Origin of the sequence: Uniformispora flossi (assembly GCF_049534875.1) — a bacterium.
Lineage (GTDB): Bacteria > Actinomycetota > Actinomycetes > Streptomycetales > Streptomycetaceae > Yinghuangia > Yinghuangia aomiensis.
Window position 1 is genome coordinate 192981 of sequence record NZ_JBMULZ010000011.1, and the last position, 18796, is coordinate 211776.

Here is an 18796-nt window from a genome sequence, read left to right on the forward strand (position 1 = left end):
TGCTGCTCGGGCGAGTTGCGATGTCGGAGTGTGGCGGTGACGGGGGTGTGCGCGGGCGTGGGGTTGGGCGTGGCGCGGAGGTGGTGAGCCGCACGGGCGAGCCGGCGGCGAGGTCGCGCTGCGGTTGCGCGGGCATGCGGGCTGGGTCGTTGTGGTGGCCGCGGGCGGACGACCTGCCCGGCGCGGCTGACGGGGCGGGTGGGGCTGGGCGCTGTTCGGGTGAGTTCCGGCGTCGGGGCGGCGAGAGCGGGATGCGTGCGGGCGAGCGCCGCGTCGAACAGCCGGCGGGGAAGCTCGTGACCCGCGGGGTGGGGGCGGGTCGAGGGCGGGAAGGGTGGCGACGGGCGCGCCCGTCCTCGGGGGGCAAGCGCGGGGTCTACGGGGTGGGCTGACCGGCGGTCGTGGCGGTTGGGGAGTTGCGGGGGCGGCAGGGCGAGGGCGGGCCTATGCCGTCCTGGCCGACCCGCCTCGGCGAGCTTGCGAAGCCAAAAGCCGAGCCGGGATGGACTGCGGCTCGGGGTGGCGAGCTCCGAGGCCGAAAGCCGAGCCGGGATGGAGCCGACCGGCAGGGCGAGCGCGCGAAGCCCGAAGCCGAGTGGGGATGGGCCCGGACGGCGAGCTTGCGAAGCGTGAAGCCGATCCGGGTTGGGCTGTGGCATGGGGTGGCGAGCTTGCGAAGCCGAATGCCGAGCCGGGGTGGAGTCGAGCCGCCCAGGCGAGCTTGCGAAGCGTGAAGCCGATCCGGGTTGGGCTGTGGCATGGGGTGGCGAGCTTGCGAAGCCGAATACCGAGCCGGGGTGGAGCCAAGCTGGCAGGGCGAGCCTGCGAAGCCAAAAGCCGGGCGGGACGAGGCCGCGGCCCGTGCGGCGAGCTTGCGAAGCCGCAGGCCGAGCCGGGATGGACCGCGGCTCGGGGTGGCGAGCTTGCGAAGCCAAAAGCCGAGCCGGGATGGAGCCAAACCGGCAGGGCGAGCTTGCGAAGCCCAAGCCGAGTCGGCTGGATGCCGGCTCCGGGCGGGGGGTGTGGGTGGCGGAGCCCCCACCTCGCGCGACGAAGGAGCGCAAAAAGGACCGAGGCCGACCCGGTTCACGCTTTCCGTGAACACATGTCGGCCTCGGCCTCGGGTGCGCCGCCAGGGACTCGAACCCCGGACCCGCTGATTAAGAGTCAGCTGCTCTAACCAACTGAGCTAGCGGCGCTTGCTTGGGCCTTGTGGCCTGCTGCGTGAAAAATAGTACACGGTCGTGAGGGGTGGTCGACACCGCATTACGTGGCGATTGACATCGGGGGTTTGGCGCCGTAGATCTGACGGATAGTCAGATCCAGGTGGCGAGGAGAGTGCCCATGGCTGGGTTGCAGGAGGATTTCGCGGCGCGGGCCGGCGTTGCCGTGGTGGCGGGTGCCAGCGGCGGGATCGGAGCGGCGATCGCCCGGACGTTCGCCGAGCGCGGCAGCGATCTGGTGCTCACCTACCGGGGCAATGCGGCGGCGGCCGGCGAGCTGGCCGAGGAGATCCGTACCAAGCACGGGCGCCGTGCCGAGATCCGGCAGCTCGACCTCACCGACGCCGAGCGCGTCGCGGCGGTGCTCGACGAGGCGGCCGCGGAGTTCGGCGGCATCCACACTGTCGTGTACGCCTCCGGCCCGCACGTTCCGATGCTGCACCTGAGCCGCGTCACCCCGGCGCAGTACCGGGAGCAGCTCGACGGCGACGCCGCCGCGTTCTTCAACCTCGTGCACCCGGCGCTCCCGCACCTGCGTGCCGCGAAGGGCAGCCTGGTCGCGGTCACCACCGCGGCGACCAGCCGGTTCCCGGTCCGCGACGGCCTGTCCTCGTGCACCAAGGGCGCGGTCGAGGCCGTGGTCCGCGGCATCGCGGCGGAGGAGGGCCGCTACGGCGTCCGCGCCAACGCCGTCGGCCCCGGCATGCTGACCGACGGCATGGCCGCACGGCTCATGGCCAACGGCGACCTGGACGACCGCGCGCTGGACGTGGCGCGGGCCAACATTCCCCTGCGGCGTTTCGGTGCGGCCGCGGACATCGCCGAGGCGGTGTGCTTCCTGGCCTCGGACCGGGCCGGGTTCATCACCGGGCAGAAGCTCGACGTGGACGGCGGCTATGGCGTCTGAGATGTGAGCAAACGAGAGGGCCTCCGGCGGTGTGCGCACCGCCGGAGGCCCTCTTCTTGCCTTCCGGGTCACGCCCGCAGCAGCAGGCTGGAGTCGCCGAACTCGTGCCACAAGTAGCCCTGTTCGAGTGCCGCCTGGTACGCCCGGCCGACGACCTCCGGTCCGGCGACGGCCTCCAGGAGGAGCAGGTGGGAGGCCTCGGGTGCGTGCAGTCCGGTGATCAGGCCGTCGACGGCGAAGGCCGGGCGGTCCGGGCCGAGGACGAGGTCCGTCCAGCCGTCGCGGGCGACGACCGTGCCGTCGGGGAGAGCCGCCGACTCCAGCGCGCGGGTGGCGGTGGTGCCGACGGCTATGACGCGGCCGCCGTTCGCGCGGGTCAGCGCGGCCAGGCGCGCGGTCTGCTCGGGGACGCGGTACCGCTCGGGCAGCGGCGCCTCGCCCGACTCCAGCGACGACACCCCCGTGTGCAGGGTCACCGGGGCGATGACGACGCCGGACGCGATCAGGCCGAGCACCACGTCCGTGGTGAACGGGCGGGCGGCGCTGGGCATTTCGGCGCTGCCGGGCTCGTGGGAGAACACCGTCTGGTAGTGCGTGAGGGGCCAGCGGCCGCGGAGGTAGCCGTAGGCGATGGGGCGGCCGTGGCGGTGCAGGTAGGCGGGGACGTCTTCGGGTGCGCCGGCAGGGGTGGTGACGCGGACGGTCCACAGGCGGCTGCCTTCGCGGACGGCCGGGTCGGGGAACGCCTCGTCGACGGTCAGCACCGTGCCGTCGGGCAGGGCGACTTCCTCGCCCGTGCGGCCGTCCGGGACGGGGCCGCCTTCGTTGCCGGGCGGGCGCAGCTCGGCGATCCAGCGTCCGTCGTCGAGGGCGGTGGAGAAGTGCACGAGGACGCCGCGGCCGTCGGCGCGGACGGCGTCCACCGCGGCCGGCAGGGTCGCCGACGTGTTGACGACGAGGAGGTCGCCGGCCCGGAGGTAGGTTCCGAGGTGGTGGAAGGCGGAATGCTGGACAGCGTCGCGGCCGTCGGCGACGAGCAGCCGCACGCCGTCGCGGGCGACGCCGCGGGCTTCGGGCGGGGCGTCGGCATTGAGGTCGTCGGGAAGGGTGAAGCGGGTCGCGGGGCGGGGCGGCACGACGGGGAGCGCGGCGTGGGCGGACGACGTGAGGCTGTGGGTCTTCATGCGGTCACCTCGGCGGTGGCGGTGGGGGAGGTTCCGGCGGTGGTGGCGGTGGCGAAATCCGACGCCCGGTAGCGTCCGCTGACCGGCCGGCGGTCCAGGAGGGAGAGGACGCCCGGCACGACCGTGCCCGGCTCCGGGCGGTCGGAGATGTCCTCGCCGGGGAAGGCGTCTTGGTGCATGACGGTGCGCATGTCGCCGGGGTCGACGGCGTAGAAGCGCAGGGCCGGGTTCTCCACGGCCAGGACGGCGGTGATGTGGTCGAGGGCGGCCTTGGAGGCGCCGTAGCCGCCCCAGCCTTCGTAGGCCTCGACGGACGCGTCCGAGGTCATGTTCACCACCGCGCCGCCGGCCTCGCGGAGGGCGGGCAGCAGCTCGGCGGTGAGTGCGAGCGGGGCGACGGTGTTGGTGCGGAAGACGTCCTCCAGCGCCTCGGCCGGGTAGTCGGCGAGGGGCGGGAGGGGGCTGACGCCGAGCGTGCCGGCGTTGTTGACGAGCAGGTCGAGGGGGCCCAATTCGGCGACCACGCCGGCGAGTCCGCGACGGTGGTCGGGTTCGGCGATGTCGCCCGCGATGGCGATGACGTCGGTGGCGGTCCGCAGGTCGGCGGCGGCGCACTCCAGGTCTTCGGCGCCTCGGGCGTCGAGGACCAGAGTCCAGCCGCGCTCCGCGAGGCCGTGGGCGAGCGACAGGCCGAAGCCGCGCGAAGCGCCGGTGATGACGGCGACGGGCATGAGGATCATCCCTCTTTCTGTGATCGACCGGGCACTCAGGGGTGATGGTTCGTCAAGAAGCGGTGCTGACGCCTATGCTGCAAGTTAAAGCTGACTTCAGGTCAAGCTCTCAGGTTCTTTTCGCCGGGGATTCGGGCGTTCGGAGGGAGAAGCCGTGCGGGACACCGATCTGCTGACCGTGTCCGAGGTCGCGCACCGCAGCGGTTTTGCGGCGTCGGCCTTGCGGTTCTACGAGCGGGAAGGGCTGATCGGGGCGCAGCGCACGTCGGGCGGGCAGCGGCGCTACGAGCGGCATGTCCTGCGCCGGCTCGCGTTCATCCGCGCTGCCCGGCACGTCGGGCTGAGCCTCGACGAGATACGGGATGCGCTGGCGACGCTGCCGGAGTCCCGTACGCCCAACAAGTCCGACTGGGCGCGGATCTCGCGCTCCTGGCGGACCCGGCTCGACGAGGAGATCGCCGCTTTGACGGCGCTCCGCGACGGCCTCGACTCGTGTATCGGCTGCGGCTGCCTGTCGCTGCAGCGGTGCGCGATCTCCAACCCGGACGACACCGCGGCCCGCTTCGGGTCCGGAGCGCTGTACCTGCCGAAGCCGTTGCGGGAGGAGCCCGCGAAGGGGGCGTGACCTCTGCTCCTCGATGCGGTCGCGGAGGACGGGGAAACGTTCTTGTGGGCAACGCCCGAGTTGCCCCATACTCGCGCGGTGTCCGAGACCGCGAGACCCGACTCGCCTTCGATGCCCGACTCGTCCGTGCGACCTTCCGCGTCGCCGATACCCGGGCAGTCCCCCCGTTCCCCCGGCGCAGCGACCGATGCCGTGCGCCCGGAACTGCGCGCCTATGCCTGTCCGGCGCCGGGGTGCGGCTGGGAGGGCGAGTTCGATCCGGCATTTGTGGCCTGGTGCCGCGCATGCGGCCACAACGCCCAGCCGGCCACCGACACGTTCGTCCTCGACGAGAAGCCGAAGAAGACCGCGAAGCGTCGGCGCCGTGAGGCCGCCGAGACCGAACGCGCGCTTCGGTTGTACGAGGGACTCGCCGCGGGAGCCGATGCCCGTCCGGAATCCCGGCTGCGGTGGGCGGTGGCGGGGTTCAGTGTCGCGGTGCACGTGCCGTTCGCCTTGCTGCTGGCGGGCGCGGCGACGTGGCTTGCCGTGCAACCCGGCAACTGGTTCGCCTGGCTCGGGGCCTTGATCGCGGTCTGCCTGGCCGGCGCGGTACGGCCGCAGTTCGGGCGCGGGCCGCGCGGCCGCGGGTGGTACCGGCGCGACGACTTCCCGGAACTGTTCGCCCTGCTGGAGCGGGTCGCGGCCGCGGTCGGCGCCGAACCGCCGGTCGCCGTCGCCTTCACCAGCGCGGTCAACGCGTCGACCGCACGCGTCGGCCTGCGGCGGCAGCGCGTTCTGGTGATCGGGATCCCGCTGTGGACGATCCTCACCGGCCCGGAACGCGTCGCCCTGCTCGCCCACGAAATGGGCCACCAGGTCAACGGCGACGCGACGCACGGCACCCTCGCCTACAGCGTGCAGGCGAGCCTCGCCGAGTGGGAGGCCATCCTCGACCCGCGCGGCGCGCGGAACGGCAACCACGACGGCACCGACCTCGGCGGCATCGTCTTCGTCGCCCACCTACTGCTGCCGGTGATCCTGTTCCCGTTCTACGCGGCGGTACGGGGACTTCGGCTCCTGCACGGGCGGATCTGGACGGCCTCTCGCCCGCGGGCGGAGTACCTCGCGGACACCATCGCCGCCCGCGTTGCCTCGACCGACGCGGCCGTGGCCCTGCTGGACAAGGCGGTCCTGGCCGACACCGCGGCGAACTTCCTGACCCGCCGGGGCAGCAAAGCGGGGACCGACCTCTGGGGCGACCTGCGCGCCTACATCGACGGCCTGCCGGAACACGAGCGCGAACGCCTGCAGTTCAACGACGAGGCGACCGGCGCGGCAGTGGACTCGACACACCCGCCGACGCACCTGCGACGCAAGCTCCTGGCGGAGGCCGCGCCGTTGCCCGCCGAACTGGCGCCGACCGAAGCCGAGTGGGCCAAGGTCGACGGCGAAATGGCCTTGGTAGGGGAGGCGTTGGCGCGCGATCTGCGGCTGATGTGAGTGCTGTTCCGCAATGGGCTTTGTACAAAGCCAATTTCGGGAGGGGTGTGCCGGGTCGGAGCGGCGTTATGACAGCTTGCGCACCTCAGGCATTCTGGCCCAGGTCCGCGACCGCGTCGCCGATGAGGCGGCGGGCGTAAGCACCGAGGGCGGTTTGCGGTGGGCGCGTGGGGTCCTGCAGTGAGCGCTGGTGGATGCCTTCGAGCAGGATCGCGAGGCGGAAGCGGGACAGCGCGACGTAGTAGGTGAGGTCGGGGACCTCGCGACCGGAGCGTTCGCCGTAGCGGGCGGCCATTTCTTCCCAGTCGCTGCCCTGGTGCGGCCCGGTCTCGAACCAGATGCGCAGGAACGCGGCGAGGTCGAGGAACGGGTCGCCGAGGGTGGCGGTCTCCCAGTCGACGATCGCCGTCACCCGCGGCGTGCCGTCCTCGGCGGGCGCGACGAGGACGTTGCCGAAGTGGTAGTCGCCGTGCATCAGCACCGGCGTGAAAGACCCCGGACGGTTCGCCCGCAGCCACGCGGCGACGGTGTCGACACCGGGCAGGTCACCGCCGCCGGGGTAGCCGGCGAGCTGCTTGAGCCAGCGGTCGACCTGACGCTCGTGGAAGTCGCCGGGACGACCGAGGTCGCCGAGCCCGACCGCGTACGGGTCGACGCCGTGCAAGGCGGCCAACGCGTCCACCATCGCCAGCCCGATCGCCCGCCGATCGGCATCCGCCGGCAGCGCGTCCGGCATCGCCGCGACGCCCTCGACCCGCGACATCAGATAGAACGCCGACCCGAGCACCGCGCGGTCGTCACACCAGGCCACCGCCCGCGGATGCGGCACCCCGGTGCCCTCGAGCGCACGAAGAATCCGGTACTCCCGCCGCAGCCCGTCCTCGGCCCGCTCCGCCGCCACCGCGGCAGGCCGCCGCAACACCCAGTCATGCGCCCCCCGACGCACCGCATACATGACATTCGACCGCCCCCCGGACAACGACTCCAGCCCCACGGCCTCGCCGCTCCCCAGCCCCTGCTCGTCCAGCCACCCCCCGAGCCGAACCGGATCGACAAGCGAGGACGAGGCACCACCAGACGACGTCATGCGCCCGATGATCACGGATCCGCGGAGGGAAAGGAACGGGAAACGGGGGCAAGTTGGCGAGAGAGACGCCCGCCGACGACGCGCCGGGCGCGGATGAATGGGGGGATGGCGACCGGCGGGCCGGGTGAGCGACGGGGGAACGCGGGGGACACGGGCACGCCGCTGCGCAGAGCCGGGGGACGGGCCGGTTGGCGAGAGGGCGGGACGGGGCGAGTCGGCGGCAGGAGCGTCGGGCGAGCTTGCGCCTCGCGCCTCGCGCCTCGCGCCTCGCGCCTTGCGCCTTGCGCCTTGCGCCCTGTGCCTCGCGCCCTGCGCCCTGCGCCCTGCGCCCTGTGCCTCGCGCCCTGTGCCTCGCGCCCTGCGCCTCGCGCCCCGCGCCCGTGCCCTGCGTCTCGCCGTGCCTACGCTTCGCGTCCCCGGGTTGCCCGCACTGCCCGCGTCCAGCACCATGTCCCGCCCCGCCCCGCCCCGCCCCGCCCCGCCCCGCCCCGCCCCGCCCCGCCCCGCCCCGCCCCGCCCCGCCACGTCCCGCCACGTCCCGCCCCGCCCCACGCCCGGACACGACGGATCCCCGGTGCCCGTAGGCGACCGGGGATCCGTCGATCGTTCTGGGGGAGTGCCGTCGGAGCGGGTCTCAGCGGGTCGGCTTGACCGCCGGAGGCAGGCCTGCCTGGACCGGGGGCGGGCTCGCCGGTGCGCCGCCGGGGGCGGCCGGGGCGGCGGGAGCGCCCGGGGCGGCAGGGGCGCCGGCCGGGGGGATGTACGTGGCCCAGTTCGGCTTCTCCGCGAGGTTCAGCTTCTGCAGCTTGGCGAGCACGGCCGGGTCCTGCGCGTCCATCCAGTCCGCCAGCTCGCGGAACGACACGCAGCGCACGCCCTCCTTGCCGCACACCGTCCGCATCGTCCGCTCCACGGCCTTCATGTAGATGCCGCCGTTCCAGCTCTCGAAGTGGTTACCGATGACGAACGGCGCCCGGTTCGTCGAGTACGCCCGGTTGAACCCCGCCATGTAGCTCTGGAACGCCTGCTCCTCCCACTCCGGGAACTTCGCCGGATCACCCTTCACCGTGCGGGACTGGTTGAACATGATGTTGTAGTCCATCGAGAGCACCTCGAAGGAATGCCCCGGCAGCGGAATCGACTGCAGCGGGAAGTCCCAGATCCCGTTCGCCTTCGCCGGCCACACCTGACGCCCGCCCGGCGAGCTGGAGTCGTACCGGAACCCCAGCTGCGGCGCCGCCTGCAGCAGCGCCTTCTGACCCTCGAGACACGGCGCCCGCCCGCCGACCAGTTCCTTCTTGTAGTCGAACGGCAGCGGCGGCAGATCCGTGATCCCCGTCGTCGTCTTCCACGTCTGCACGAACTTCACGGCCTGCTGGGTCTCCGACACCCAGTCCGCCGGCGACCACGACCCGCCGCCCGTCGGCCCGCAGAAGTGCCCGTTGAAGTGCGTGCCGACCTCGTGGCCCTCCTTCCACGCCAAACCCAGCTGCTGAATGGTGTCGTGGACCTCGTTCGCGTCCAGGAACGAGATGTCCGTCTGCCCGACCGCCTTGTTCGGCGCGTGGTACTGCGCGCGCTGGCTGCCGGGCAGCACGTAGATCCCGCTCAGGAACAACGTCATCTTCGCGTTGGACTCCGCGGCGACCTGCCGGAAGTGCGAGAACAGCTTCTGGTTGTCCTCGCCGACGCCGTCCCACGAGAACACCACGAACTGCGGCGGCGTCTGGCCCGGCGCGAGCTTCTCCACCGGCGGCTGGTGCGGCTGCGGTCCGGTGACGGACGTGGACCCGTCGCCGATCAGCGTCACCGCGGCCGGGGCGTCCGGCTTCGGCGCGGCCTGGACGTTGGGGTCGCCGGACTTGCCGCTCGGGGACTTCCCGCCGTCGTTGTCCTTGGCCAGGAACACGAAGCCGAGCACGGCCAAGACCGCGACGGCTACGAGCAGGGCTGCACCACGTGCGGAACGCACGACTCACCTCGTCCGGGGGAGAGCTGGGGGATCCCGGACGGGCGCCCGGTCGAGACGGGGAAGGCGGCCGAGGATCCGCTGACGTGATGTCACCGTACGGGGCCGTTCCTGCCGTTCCGCAGAAATGATCCTCCCCGTGCGGGTGTGTCGCGGTATGTTCATCCGTTTAATCGAGCCGCGCCAGGCATGACGGGTGCCTCAAGCACACCCGTCCGGCCGCGGGAAGCGGCCGGACGGGTGAAGGTTGTCGAGGCTCAGGCGGTGGCCGGCTCCCACGGCGCCTGCCACGGCCACGGCGCGGCTTCCTCCAGCTGTGCGGCGACGCGGAGCAGCGTGGCCTCGGCGCCCATGCGGCCGGTCAGTTCGATCGCGAGCGGGAGCCCGTTGCCGTCGAACCCGGCCGGGACGGACGCCGACGGCAGCCCGGTCACGTTGAAGACCGAGGTGAACCAGGTCATCTTCGCCGCGTTGGCGAGGGTTTCGATCCGGGTCGTGTCCATCCAGCCCAGCTCGGGCACCTCGACCCCCAGAGTCGGGGTCAGCCAGATGTCGAACTCCTGGAACCACGGCGCGATCTGACGTCCGATCAACTCCGCGTTGCGGAGCGCCCGGGACAGCTCGGTGCTGGTCTGCGCGAGGACCCGGTCGTTGATCCAGCGGGTCGCCGGCTCCAGGTCGTCGTCGGCGAGGTCGCGGCCCAGCGCGGCGAGCCGGTCCTGGATGCGCGACGCGGTCTCCGCGCCCATGACGGTGCTGAGCACGCCCGCCACCGACGGCATGTCCCACTTCGGCGCGGATTCCTCGACATGGTGGCCGAGTTCGGCGAGCAGCGCGGCCGTGCGCTCGACGGCCTCGATGGCCTTCGGGTGCGCGGGGACACCCTCGGCGTTGGCGGTCGCGTATCCGATGCGGAGGCGGCCGGGCGCCTCGGCGAGCGCGGCCAGGAACGAGCCCGGGTCGGCGGGGGTGAGCGTGGCATCGCCGGGCAGCGGGCCCGCGACGGCGTCGAGCAGCGCCGCGGAGTCGCGCACGGTGCGGGTCACCGCGTGCGCCATCGACACCGGGTACGCGAACGCGCCCGCGCCGTTGTCGCTCGGCACCCGGGCGCGCGACGGCTTGAGCCCGAACAGCCCGCAGCACGCCGCGGGGATCCGGATCGAGCCGCCGCCGTCGTTCGCGTGCCCGGCGGGCAGGATGCCGCCCGCGACGGCGGACGCCGAGCCGCCGCTGGAGCCGCCCGCGGTGTGGCCGGTGTTCCACGGGTTCCGGGTCTTGCCGAACAGCAGCGGCTCGGTGCTGGCGTTCTTGCCGAACTCCGGGGTGTTGGTCTTGCCGACGATCACCAGGCCCGCGCGGCGGTAGCGGCCCGCGAGGACGCCGTCCGCGTCGACGACGTTGTCCGCGAACAGCCGGCTGCCGGACGTCGACGCCATGCCGGCCACATCGCAGCCGAGGTCCTTCACGCCGAAGGGGACACCGCGGAGGGGGCCGTCGGGCAGGCCGGCCGCGATCTCGGCGTACGCCTCGTCGACACGTGTCGCGACCAGGGCGTTCAGGACGGGGTTGCGCTCCTCGATCCGCGCGACCACCGCGTCCAGCAGCTCGACGGGCGTGACCTCGCCGTCCCGCACCAGCCCGGCCAAACCGACGACGTCGTTCCGGTCCAACACCTCGCCTGCACCCATGCCGCGCTCCTTGCCTCGATCAAGCATTTTGCTTGACGCCATCATGGGACGGGACGTCGGATAACGCCAGGGGGCGGACGGCCGACGGGGAGTCAGGCCGGCGTCCGCGTGCCCAAAAGGGCAGGTGACGAACTGTCAGCCGATCATTCCGCCGTCGTCAGGTCCTGCATCCCGATCGCCGCCAGCAGCCGCAGCTTCCCCGCCGCCTCGCTCCCCGGCTTGGTCGTATACGCGATGATGTGCAGATCGCTGCCCGGCACCGTCAGCACATCGCAGTCCATCGTGATCGACCCCACCGCCGGGTGGTGGATCGTCTTCGTGTCGTTGACGTGGTCCGCGACGACGTGGCTGTCCCACAGCTCCGCGAAGCGCGGGCTGCGCTCGTAGAGGTCGTCGATCAGACTCCGCAGCTCCGGGTCGTCCGGGTAGCGGGCGCTGGACGCGCGAAGGTCGCCGACGCCGTTGACCTCGAAGCGCTCCCGTTGCTCGTCGGTGTGCGAGACAAGACCCGCATCGCCGGTGAAGTGCCGCCAGTAGACGTTGGCGTCGCGGCCTTTGCGCAACGACTGGTCGCCGAACAGCGCCGTCCACAGCGCATTGCACGTCACCAGGTTCCCTGCCGCGTCGTGCACGCTCAGCGGCGTGCCGTCGAGCTGGTCGAGCAGCCGCTGCAGGCTCGGCGAGATGTACCGCGGGATCCGGTCCGGTCCCGGCGGCGTGTGCCCGGCCAGGCGGAACAGGTGCGCGCGTTCCTGTCCGGACAGCCGCAGCGCCCGCGCCAGCGCCTCCAGCACCTGCGGGGACGGCGACGTCGCCCGGCCTTGTTCGAGCCGGATCAGGTAGTCCACGGACACCTGGGCGAGCTGCGCCAGTTCCTCGCGCCTCAGTCCCGCCGCGCGCCGCACCCCGCCGTGCGGCACCCCCACCTCGGCCGGGTCGACGCGGTCGCGCCAACTGCGCAGGGCTTTGCCGAGGTCGCCGTGTTTCGGAGCGGTGGTGGGCATGCCTCGATTATCCGGCCCGGCCCGCCGCGCAGCCTGGTACTGCCAGTCCCTAGGCAATCGTGGGCCCTACCTGCGCCGCCGGGCCGGCACAAGACTCGCCGACATGACCACCACATTGATCACCGGAGCAAACAAGGGTCTCGGCTACGAGGCCGCCCGCCGACTCCTCGCCGAAGGCCACACCGTCTACCTCGGCTGCCGGGACGAACAGCGCGGGAAGGAAGCCGCCGCGGCGCTCGGCGCCCGGTTCGTGCCCCTCGACGTCACCGACGACGCGAGCGTCACGCGGGCCGCGGCGCTGATCGGGCAGGAAGCCGGACACCTGGACGTCCTCGTCAACAACGCCGGAATCGCCGGAGGGTGGCAGGACGTCGGCGACGTCGACGCGGACGACATGCGGCGCGTGTACGACACCAACGTGTTCGGCATCGTCCGCACCACCCGCGCGTTCCTGCCGCTGCTCGCCGACAGCGCCGCACCCGTGATCGTCAACGTCAGCAGCGGGCTGGGGTCGTTTGCGGTCACCACGACCCCCGGACGGCTGGAGTCGACGTTTCCGAGCATCGTCTACGCCTCGTCCAAGTCCGCCGTGAACATGGTGACGGTGCAGTACGCCAAGGCCCTCCCCGGAATCCGCATCAACACCGTCGACCCCGGCTACACCGCCACCGACCTCAACGGGAACGCCGGAACGCAGACCGTGGAGGAAGGCGCCGACGTGATCGTGCGGCTCGCCCTCATCGGCGCCGACGGGCCGACCGGCGGCTACTTCGACAACGCGGGCGCGGTCGACTGGTAGCCGGGACCGGGCATCCCCTCATCGCACCCCCACGGGCACCCGGACGCCCGCCCGGCCCCGTTGCGCGGGCACCCGCGGCGTGGTCGCCCGAGCCACCACCCGCCCGTGCCGGATGACGATCCGGTCGGTCGGCGGTGCCGCCAGCGCCTCCGCGAGGCTTCCGGCGCGTACCGCCACCAAGTCGGCGACCGCGCCCGGTTCCGGGCCCGCCGCCGGGAGGCCGAGCACGGCGCGGGCGCCGGTGCTCACCGCCGCGTAGGCGTCCGCGGGGGTGAGGCCCCCCGCGGCGGCCAGCAGCGCCGCCGTCTCGAACGCGTCGGCGCGGCCCATCGGGTGCAGCGCATCACGCAGGTGGTCGCCGCCCGCCGCCAGCGGCACACCGGCCCGCAGCAGCGCGTGCAGCGGAGCCGTGCCGCCGAACGGCACCTGCCCGGCCCGGCGGACGTCGCACGTCGGGTCGGCGGCGGCCCGGGCGTTGCGCACGAGGGCGCGGGCCCGGGCGGGCAGGCGGCGGTCCGGCAGGCCGCGGACGCCGACGAGCTGCCGGGACGTCCGCAGCGCCCCGGTGTCGGCCGCGGACGGCAGCCCCACCACGCCCATGCCCGACGCTGCGATCGCCTCGACGACCTTGGCCAGCGCGGGCGGACGCAGGACGCCGAGCCCCGCGCAGTGGCTCGCCGTCACCCGGCGGCCGAAGCCCGACGCGCGCAGCAGCCGGGCGAGGTCGGCGACCGCGAGGACCCGGCGGTCCGGCTGGTCGTCGAGGTGGACGTCGAGGTCGGTTTCGGCGCGGTCGGCGAGCCGCAGCAGGCGGCGCGTCTCGATGCGCGGGTCCGGGGCGAGGTGCGGGCGGCCGCCGAGCAGGTTCGCGCCCGCGGCGAACGCGTCCAGCGCGGCGCGGTCCGACAGGCCGGGGGAAGGCACCGCGACGACCTGGAGGTCGAGGATGCGGTAGAGGTCCTCGCGCAGGTCGCGGAGGATCTCCACGGCGCGCAGCGGGGACCCGGCGCCCGCGCCGACGTCGACGTGGGCGCGGACCGCGGTGACGCCGTTCGCGGACAGCGCGAGCAAGGCGGTGTGCGCGCGGCGGCGCAGGTCGGCGACGCCGTACCGGGCCGGCCACGCGCGCCACGACCGGGTCGCGCCGTCCCGGCCGCCCGGGTCCGTGCCGGTCGGCTCCCAGGTGAGCGCGCGGTCCAAGTGCAGGTGTGGCTCGACGGGGGCGGGCAGCAGCAGGTAGCCCCTCAGGTCGACGTGGTTGCAGGCGGGAACGGCGGGGCCGGCCGGCCGCAGGTGGCTGACGCTGCCGTGCCGCAGGACGACGTCGCGGACGCGGCCGTCGGGCAGCGTCGCGCCGGTCAAGGTGGTCGTGTCGGTCACAGCGGCTTCTCCTCGGGCCGGGTGTCCAACCACTCTGAGGGCGCGCTGTTGCCGCAGGGTTACCGAGGGGTTACGGGCCGGGCGATCCCATCGGAAACCGGCGGTTGGCGGGGGTGACCCTCGTCGCACCCGCCGGCCGGGGGCCGGGCGGCCCGCCACACCGCGCCCGGAGCGCCGACACGCTCCGTACGTGCCGACCTGTGCTGGTGGAAGCCCCGGGAATGCGGAAGTGGAGCTTCCAATTCCTTTACACCGTAGGGTTGTTGGCGGGAAATGGAACCCGGGCGCTTGATGGGCAAAGTGAATTCGCCGGAGCATTGCGGAACTCGCGGATATATACGGAGAGTTGCCATCCGGGAGGTTGCCATGGCGGCCGCCATGGGTACACGATCGCCCTCATGACTGCTGTGGAGAGCACCGACGTACCCGAGACCCCCCTGTGGCTCCAGGGCCGCGAGGCCGTCATGGCCGCCGCCGACGCGGCGGACTGGCGCGAAGGCGCCCCGGACTACCACCTGTCCCACACGGTGATGCCGGCGCAGCGCACCCACACGTTCGACACCGGATCTCTCGAGGCGATCGTCGAGAGCATCGTGCAGGTCTTCGAAATGGAGGTCTCGCACAAGAAGGACCCCGCGACCTGGGTGTCGATGGTCACCGAGAAGTTCCGGACACGTGTCAACGGCGGCCCGTGGGCGAGCGCCGCGGACATCGCCGCGATCGGCAGCTACAACATCCTCATCGGCGACAGCATCTTCTACCGCTCCGGCGAAGAGGACTTCGAGTCGTCGCACCACATCTTCCACGAGGCCTTCCCGAACGGGTTCTACTGGGAGGTTCTGGAGGTGCTCTCCCCGCCGCCGGTGGTGACGTTCAAGTGGCGGCACTGGGGTGCCTTCGACGGCGAGTACCACGGCTTCGCGCCGAACGGGAAGACGATCGAGATGTTCGGCATCAGCGTCGCCAAGGTCAGCGACGACCTGCGGCTGCTGGACGTCGAGCACTTCTACGACCCGAACGCGTTCCTCGGTCAGCTCACCGGCGGCTGCCCGGTCGCGCACGGCGCCAAGCCGACCGAGGGCTAGTTGTCCTGGCCCGCGGGATAACCGGTGGGGGCGGGCACGGGGCCGGTCTACGGTGGTCCCGTGCCGACCAACGCCCCACGGGAACCCGGGTTCGCGCCGGCGTCCCGACCCGAGCCCGCAACCGAGCCGGAGCACGGCAGCGCACGAGAGCCCGCGGCCGAAGGCCGGCCCTCGACCCCCGCCGAAGCGCTGGCGATGCAGGACCGGCTGCGGCCGCTCGTCGACGCCGCCGGGCCGGGACCCGGGCCGGACGAGGTGCGGCGGATCGCCGGGCTGGACGTCGCGTACGCCGAGGATTCGGACCGGCTGGCCGCGGCCGTCGTCGTCCTGGACGCCGCGACGCTGGACGTCGTCGCACGGTCGGTCGTCCTCGGCGAGGCGCAATTCCCCTACGTACCCGGACTGTTCGCCTTCCGTGAGCTGCCGTCGCTGCTGGCCGCGCTCGACGAGCTGGAGACGCCTCCGGACCTGCTGGTCTGCGACGGGCAGGGCCTCGCCCACCCGCGGCGGTTCGGCCTCGCCTGCCACATCGGCGTGCACACCGGAATCCCGAGCATCGGCATCGGCAAGACCGCCTTCGTCGGCACGTGGGACCCGCCCGGCCCCGAACGCGGCGCGGCTTCCGATCTGATGCTCGACGGCGACGTCGTGGGGCGGGTGCTCCGCACCCAGCGCAACGTGAAGCCGGTGTTCGTCTCGGTCGGCCACGGCCTGGACCTGGACACCGCCTGCCGGCACGCGCTGGCGCTCACCACGCGCTACCGCCTTCCGGAAACCACCCGCGCGGCCGACTCGGCGTGCCGGGCGGCCTTGAAAGCCCGGGCGGCGAGCGGGACATCCGGCTGACGAGCGGAGCGCGGAGACGGATCGTCGTCCGGACACCGTCCACGGTAGAGGCGCGGCGACTCGATCTCCATCGCACGTTGTGCAGGGGGAAGTTGCGTGCCGTGCAAGTGCGCGGCACGAATCACGGAACCGCCGCGGGCGGCAACGGCGAAGCGCCCGCCCCCCGGTGCGGGGAGCGGGCGCTTCGGTGGTGTGCCGGCCGGGTTACTCCGAGGCGATCGCGCGGAGCACGTTCATCTTGGCGGCCCGGCGCCCCGGCATGAGGGCGGCGAGGAGGCCGATGACGGCCGCGGCGACGACCATCGAGATCAGGCTGACCCAGGGGAGGGACAGCAGTTCGAGGCCGTAGTTGGCCAGGAGTCGCTGGGTGACCACACCCCAGGTGAGGCCCAGGGCCAAGCCGATCAGGGCCGCGAAGACCGCGATGGCGATGGCTTCCAGCTTGATCATCCGCTTGATCTGCCGGCGGGACGCGCCGATGGCGCGCATGAGGCCGATCTCGCGGGTGCGTTCGACGACCGACAGGGCCAGGGTGTTCACCACGCCGAGGATGGCGATGATGATCGTCAGGCCGAGCAGGGCGTAGATCAGGTAGAGCAGGAAGTTGATCTGGCCCTTGACCTGGTCCTTGTAGTCGGACTGGTCGCGCACCTTGAACTGCGGGTACGGGTCGAGCGTCTTCTTGACGGCTGCGCTGACCTGCTCCTTGTTGGCGCCTTCCTTGCCGTTGAACATGACGAGGAAGTCGTGGGTGCCCGGGTCGGCCTTGTCGACGTCGGCGATCGACAGCGTCGACGCGTTGCCGAAGCCGAAGCCGCCCTTGGCGTCCTTCTGCACCGCGACGACCTTGAGCGGGACGGACTGCCCGCCCGGGAACGTCACGTTGACGGTGCTGCCGACGACCGCCTTGTGGTCCTTCGCGACGCCTTCGGACACGGCGATCGTGCCGGGCTCGCCGACGCGGCCCTTGTCGCCGTCCTTGTAGTCGGTCTTCCACATCGACGTGTAGCCCGGGTCGACCGCGTTGATCTGGTCCTTGGTGGTGGTGTGGCCGTCCGGGTAGGTCAGGTTCACGCCGCCGATGAGCCGGGCGCGGACCACCTGGCCGACGCCTTCGGTCGCCTTGACCGACGTGGCGATCTCGTCCGGCAGCGGGTTGGACTGGTTCGCCTGGACGGTGAAGTCCGCGCCGAAGTTCTTGTCGATCTGGTCGGCGATCGACGCGTTCATCGACGAGGCGACCACCGACGTGGCCGACACCAGCGCGACGCCGATCATCACCGCGGACGCGGTGGCGCCGGTGCGGCGCGGGTTGCGGACCGAGTTCTGCCGGCTGAGCCGGCCCATCGGGCCGAACCACTTCGGGAAGCCCGCGGACAGCGCCGGGATGACCGTGCGGGCCAGCACCGGGCCGAGCACCACGAACGACACCAGGGTCAGCAGGATGCCGAGGCCGAGCAGGCCGCCCGCGCCGCCGCCGGACCCGGTCGCCGCACCGACGAGCGCGAACGCGCCGGCCGCGACGAGCACGAGGCCGATGATCGTGCGGACCTTGAGCGGCTTCTGCTGCGGGGCGCCCGCCTCGCGCAGCGCGGCCATCGGAGAGATGCGGCTGGCGCGGCGCGCCGGGATGTACGCGGCGATGACGGTGACGAGCGTGCCCACGAGGTAGGCGACGATCGGGGTGAGCGGCTTGAACACCAGCTCGGCGCCCTTGAGGTTCATGCCCGCGGCGGTCATCAGCGCCTTGAGGCCGACCGCGAGGCCGAACCCGGCCGCGAGGCCGAGCGTCGAACCGATCAGGCCGAGCAGCACCGACTCGACGAGCACCGACTTGGTGACCTGGCCGCGGCTCGCGCCGATCGCGCGGAGCAGGCCCAGTTCACGGGTGCGCTGCGCGACGAGCATCGAGAAGGTGTTGAAGATCAGGAAGATCCCGACCAGCACCGCGACGCCGGCGAAGCCGAGCATGAAGTACTTGATGAAGTTGATGAACGTGCCGAGCTGGTCGGCCGCGTCCTTGGCCGCCTCGTCGGCGGTCTTGACCTCGAAGCCCGGGCCGAGCGCCTTGGTGACGTTGGCCTTGAGCTGCTCGTCGCTGACGCCGGGGGCCGCGTCGAGTTCGACCGAGCTGATCTTGTCGGTGGAGCCCAGCAGCGTCTGCTGCGCGAACTTGGTCTCCAGGAACGCCAGCGTGGCACCGGGGTTCGTCTTGGTGAACGTGGCGATGCCGACGACCTTGACGTCGGTCCGGCCGAACGCGTTGATGATGCGGAGCTGGTCGCCGATCTTCACGTTCTTGCGGTCGGCGGTGTCCGCGTCGATGACGACCTGGTTGGGGCCGGTCGGCGGGCTGCCCGACGTGATGTTCACCGCGGAACGGTCGGTGTGGTACCAGTTGACGCCGATCGTCGGCGGGCCGTTGTCCCGGCCGAGGACCTTGTTGTCCGCGTTGACCAGGGTGATGCTCTCGACGTCGACGCTCGGGTGCGCGGCCTTGACGCCTTCGACCGTCGCGAGCTTGTCGACGGTGGTCACCGGGATCGACTTGATCTGGCCGGACATGGCCAGGTCTTCGTCGCTCTGGTCGGACTTCTGCGACACGGTCACGTCGGCCGCGGTGGAGCTGAACAGGTCGTCGAATGTCTTGGTGATGGTGTCGGTGAAGATCAGCGTGCCGGACACGAAGGCCACGGAGAGCAGCACGGCGATCGCCGAGAGCACCATGCGTCCCTTGTGGGACAGGAAGCTTCGGAAGGATGCCTTCAACATGGGGGGACGGCTCT

14 protein-coding genes and 1 tRNA gene are annotated in these 18796 nt (G+C 72.2%); 6 read left to right on the plus strand and 9 right to left on the minus strand.

Annotation, left to right across the window (positions count from 1 at the left end):
• Nucleotides 1-1125 precede the first annotated feature (1125 nt).
• Nucleotides 1126-1199 (minus strand) — tRNA-Lys (locus ACPA54_RS23995).
• Between the two features lie 145 nt (nt 1200-1344).
• Between ACPA54_RS23995 and ACPA54_RS24000 the strand changes: the two genes are divergently transcribed.
• Complete coding sequence (locus ACPA54_RS24000) at nt 1345-2130, plus strand: SDR family NAD(P)-dependent oxidoreductase (protein ID WP_423532952.1); 786 nt, start codon at nt 1345-1347, stop codon at nt 2128-2130.
• Nucleotides 2131-2198: 68 nt separating this feature from the next.
• On the opposite strand, the gene ACPA54_RS24005 is transcribed toward ACPA54_RS24000, so the two are convergent.
• Both ACPA54_RS24005 and ACPA54_RS24010 read right to left on the minus strand, forming a co-directional pair.
• Nucleotides 2199-3314 carry an S-adenosylmethionine:tRNA ribosyltransferase-isomerase gene (locus ACPA54_RS24005; protein ID WP_423532954.1) on the minus strand — a complete coding sequence of 372 codons (1116 nt, stop codon included), beginning with the start codon at nt 3312-3314 and terminating at the stop codon, nt 2199-2201.
• Nucleotides 3311-4045: an SDR family NAD(P)-dependent oxidoreductase gene (locus ACPA54_RS24010; protein WP_423532956.1), complete on the minus strand. Its 735-nt coding sequence runs from the start codon at nt 4043-4045 to the stop codon at nt 3311-3313. The genes ACPA54_RS24005 and ACPA54_RS24010 overlap by 4 nt, the downstream gene beginning before the upstream one ends.
• Before the next feature lie 154 nt (nt 4046-4199).
• Here ACPA54_RS24010 and soxR point away from each other — a divergent pair, with 154 nt between their 5' ends.
• Nucleotides 4200-4670, plus strand: coding sequence for a redox-sensitive transcriptional activator SoxR (gene soxR / locus ACPA54_RS24015; RefSeq protein WP_345678833.1), 471 nt, complete (start codon nt 4200-4202; stop codon nt 4668-4670).
• Nucleotides 4671-4862: 192 nt separating this feature from the next.
• On the plus strand, nt 4863-6152 hold the full coding sequence (locus ACPA54_RS24020; protein WP_423532958.1) for a M48 family metalloprotease: 1290 nt from the start codon (nt 4863-4865) through the stop codon (nt 6150-6152).
• Nucleotides 6153-6237: 85 nt separating this feature from the next.
• On the opposite strand, the gene ACPA54_RS24025 is transcribed toward ACPA54_RS24020, so the two are convergent.
• From ACPA54_RS24025 to ACPA54_RS24040, 4 genes are all read right to left on the minus strand, one after another.
• Nucleotides 6238-7239: a phosphotransferase family protein gene (locus tag ACPA54_RS24025; protein WP_423532960.1), complete on the minus strand. Its 1002-nt coding sequence runs from the start codon at nt 7237-7239 to the stop codon at nt 6238-6240.
• A 634-nt stretch (nt 7240-7873) separates the two neighbouring features.
• Entirely contained in the window at nt 7874-9211 is a 1338-nt protein-coding gene (locus ACPA54_RS24030) for a polysaccharide deacetylase family protein (protein ID WP_423532962.1), read from the minus strand.
• A 254-nt stretch (nt 9212-9465) separates the two neighbouring features.
• The gene (locus ACPA54_RS24035) at nt 9466-10896 is read right to left on the minus strand and encodes an amidase (RefSeq protein ID WP_423532964.1); all 1431 of its coding nucleotides are present in this window, start codon (nt 10894-10896) and stop codon (nt 9466-9468) included.
• Nucleotides 10897-11039: 143 nt separating this feature from the next.
• On the minus strand, nt 11040-11900 hold the full coding sequence (locus tag ACPA54_RS24040) for a helix-turn-helix transcriptional regulator (protein WP_423532966.1): 861 nt from the start codon (nt 11898-11900) through the stop codon (nt 11040-11042).
• 103 nt (nt 11901-12003) lie between these two features.
• Between ACPA54_RS24040 and ACPA54_RS24045 the strand changes: the two genes are divergently transcribed.
• A complete protein-coding gene (locus tag ACPA54_RS24045; RefSeq protein ID WP_423532968.1) occupies nt 12004-12699 on the plus strand; it encodes an SDR family NAD(P)-dependent oxidoreductase in 696 nt (231 codons plus the stop codon).
• An 18-nt stretch (nt 12700-12717) separates the two neighbouring features.
• On the opposite strand, the gene ACPA54_RS24050 is transcribed toward ACPA54_RS24045, so the two are convergent.
• Entirely contained in the window at nt 12718-14079 is a 1362-nt protein-coding gene (locus ACPA54_RS24050) for an amidohydrolase family protein (RefSeq protein WP_423532970.1), read from the minus strand.
• A gap of 398 nt (nt 14080-14477) precedes the next feature.
• Here ACPA54_RS24050 and ACPA54_RS24055 point away from each other — a divergent pair, with 398 nt between their 5' ends.
• The gene (locus ACPA54_RS24055) at nt 14478-15164 is read left to right on the plus strand and encodes a SnoaL-like polyketide cyclase (protein WP_345676787.1); all 687 of its coding nucleotides are present in this window, start codon (nt 14478-14480) and stop codon (nt 15162-15164) included.
• A gap of 195 nt (nt 15165-15359) precedes the next feature.
• Nucleotides 15360-16010 (plus strand): endonuclease V, encoded by a 651-nt coding sequence (locus ACPA54_RS24060; RefSeq protein ID WP_423533075.1) that lies wholly within the window; start codon nt 15360-15362, stop codon nt 16008-16010.
• A gap of 204 nt (nt 16011-16214) precedes the next feature.
• On the opposite strand, the gene ACPA54_RS24065 is transcribed toward ACPA54_RS24060, so the two are convergent.
• A complete protein-coding gene (locus ACPA54_RS24065) occupies nt 16215-18737 on the minus strand; it encodes an ABC transporter permease (protein ID WP_423532972.1) in 2523 nt (840 codons plus the stop codon).
• Nucleotides 18738-18796 lie beyond the last annotated feature (59 nt).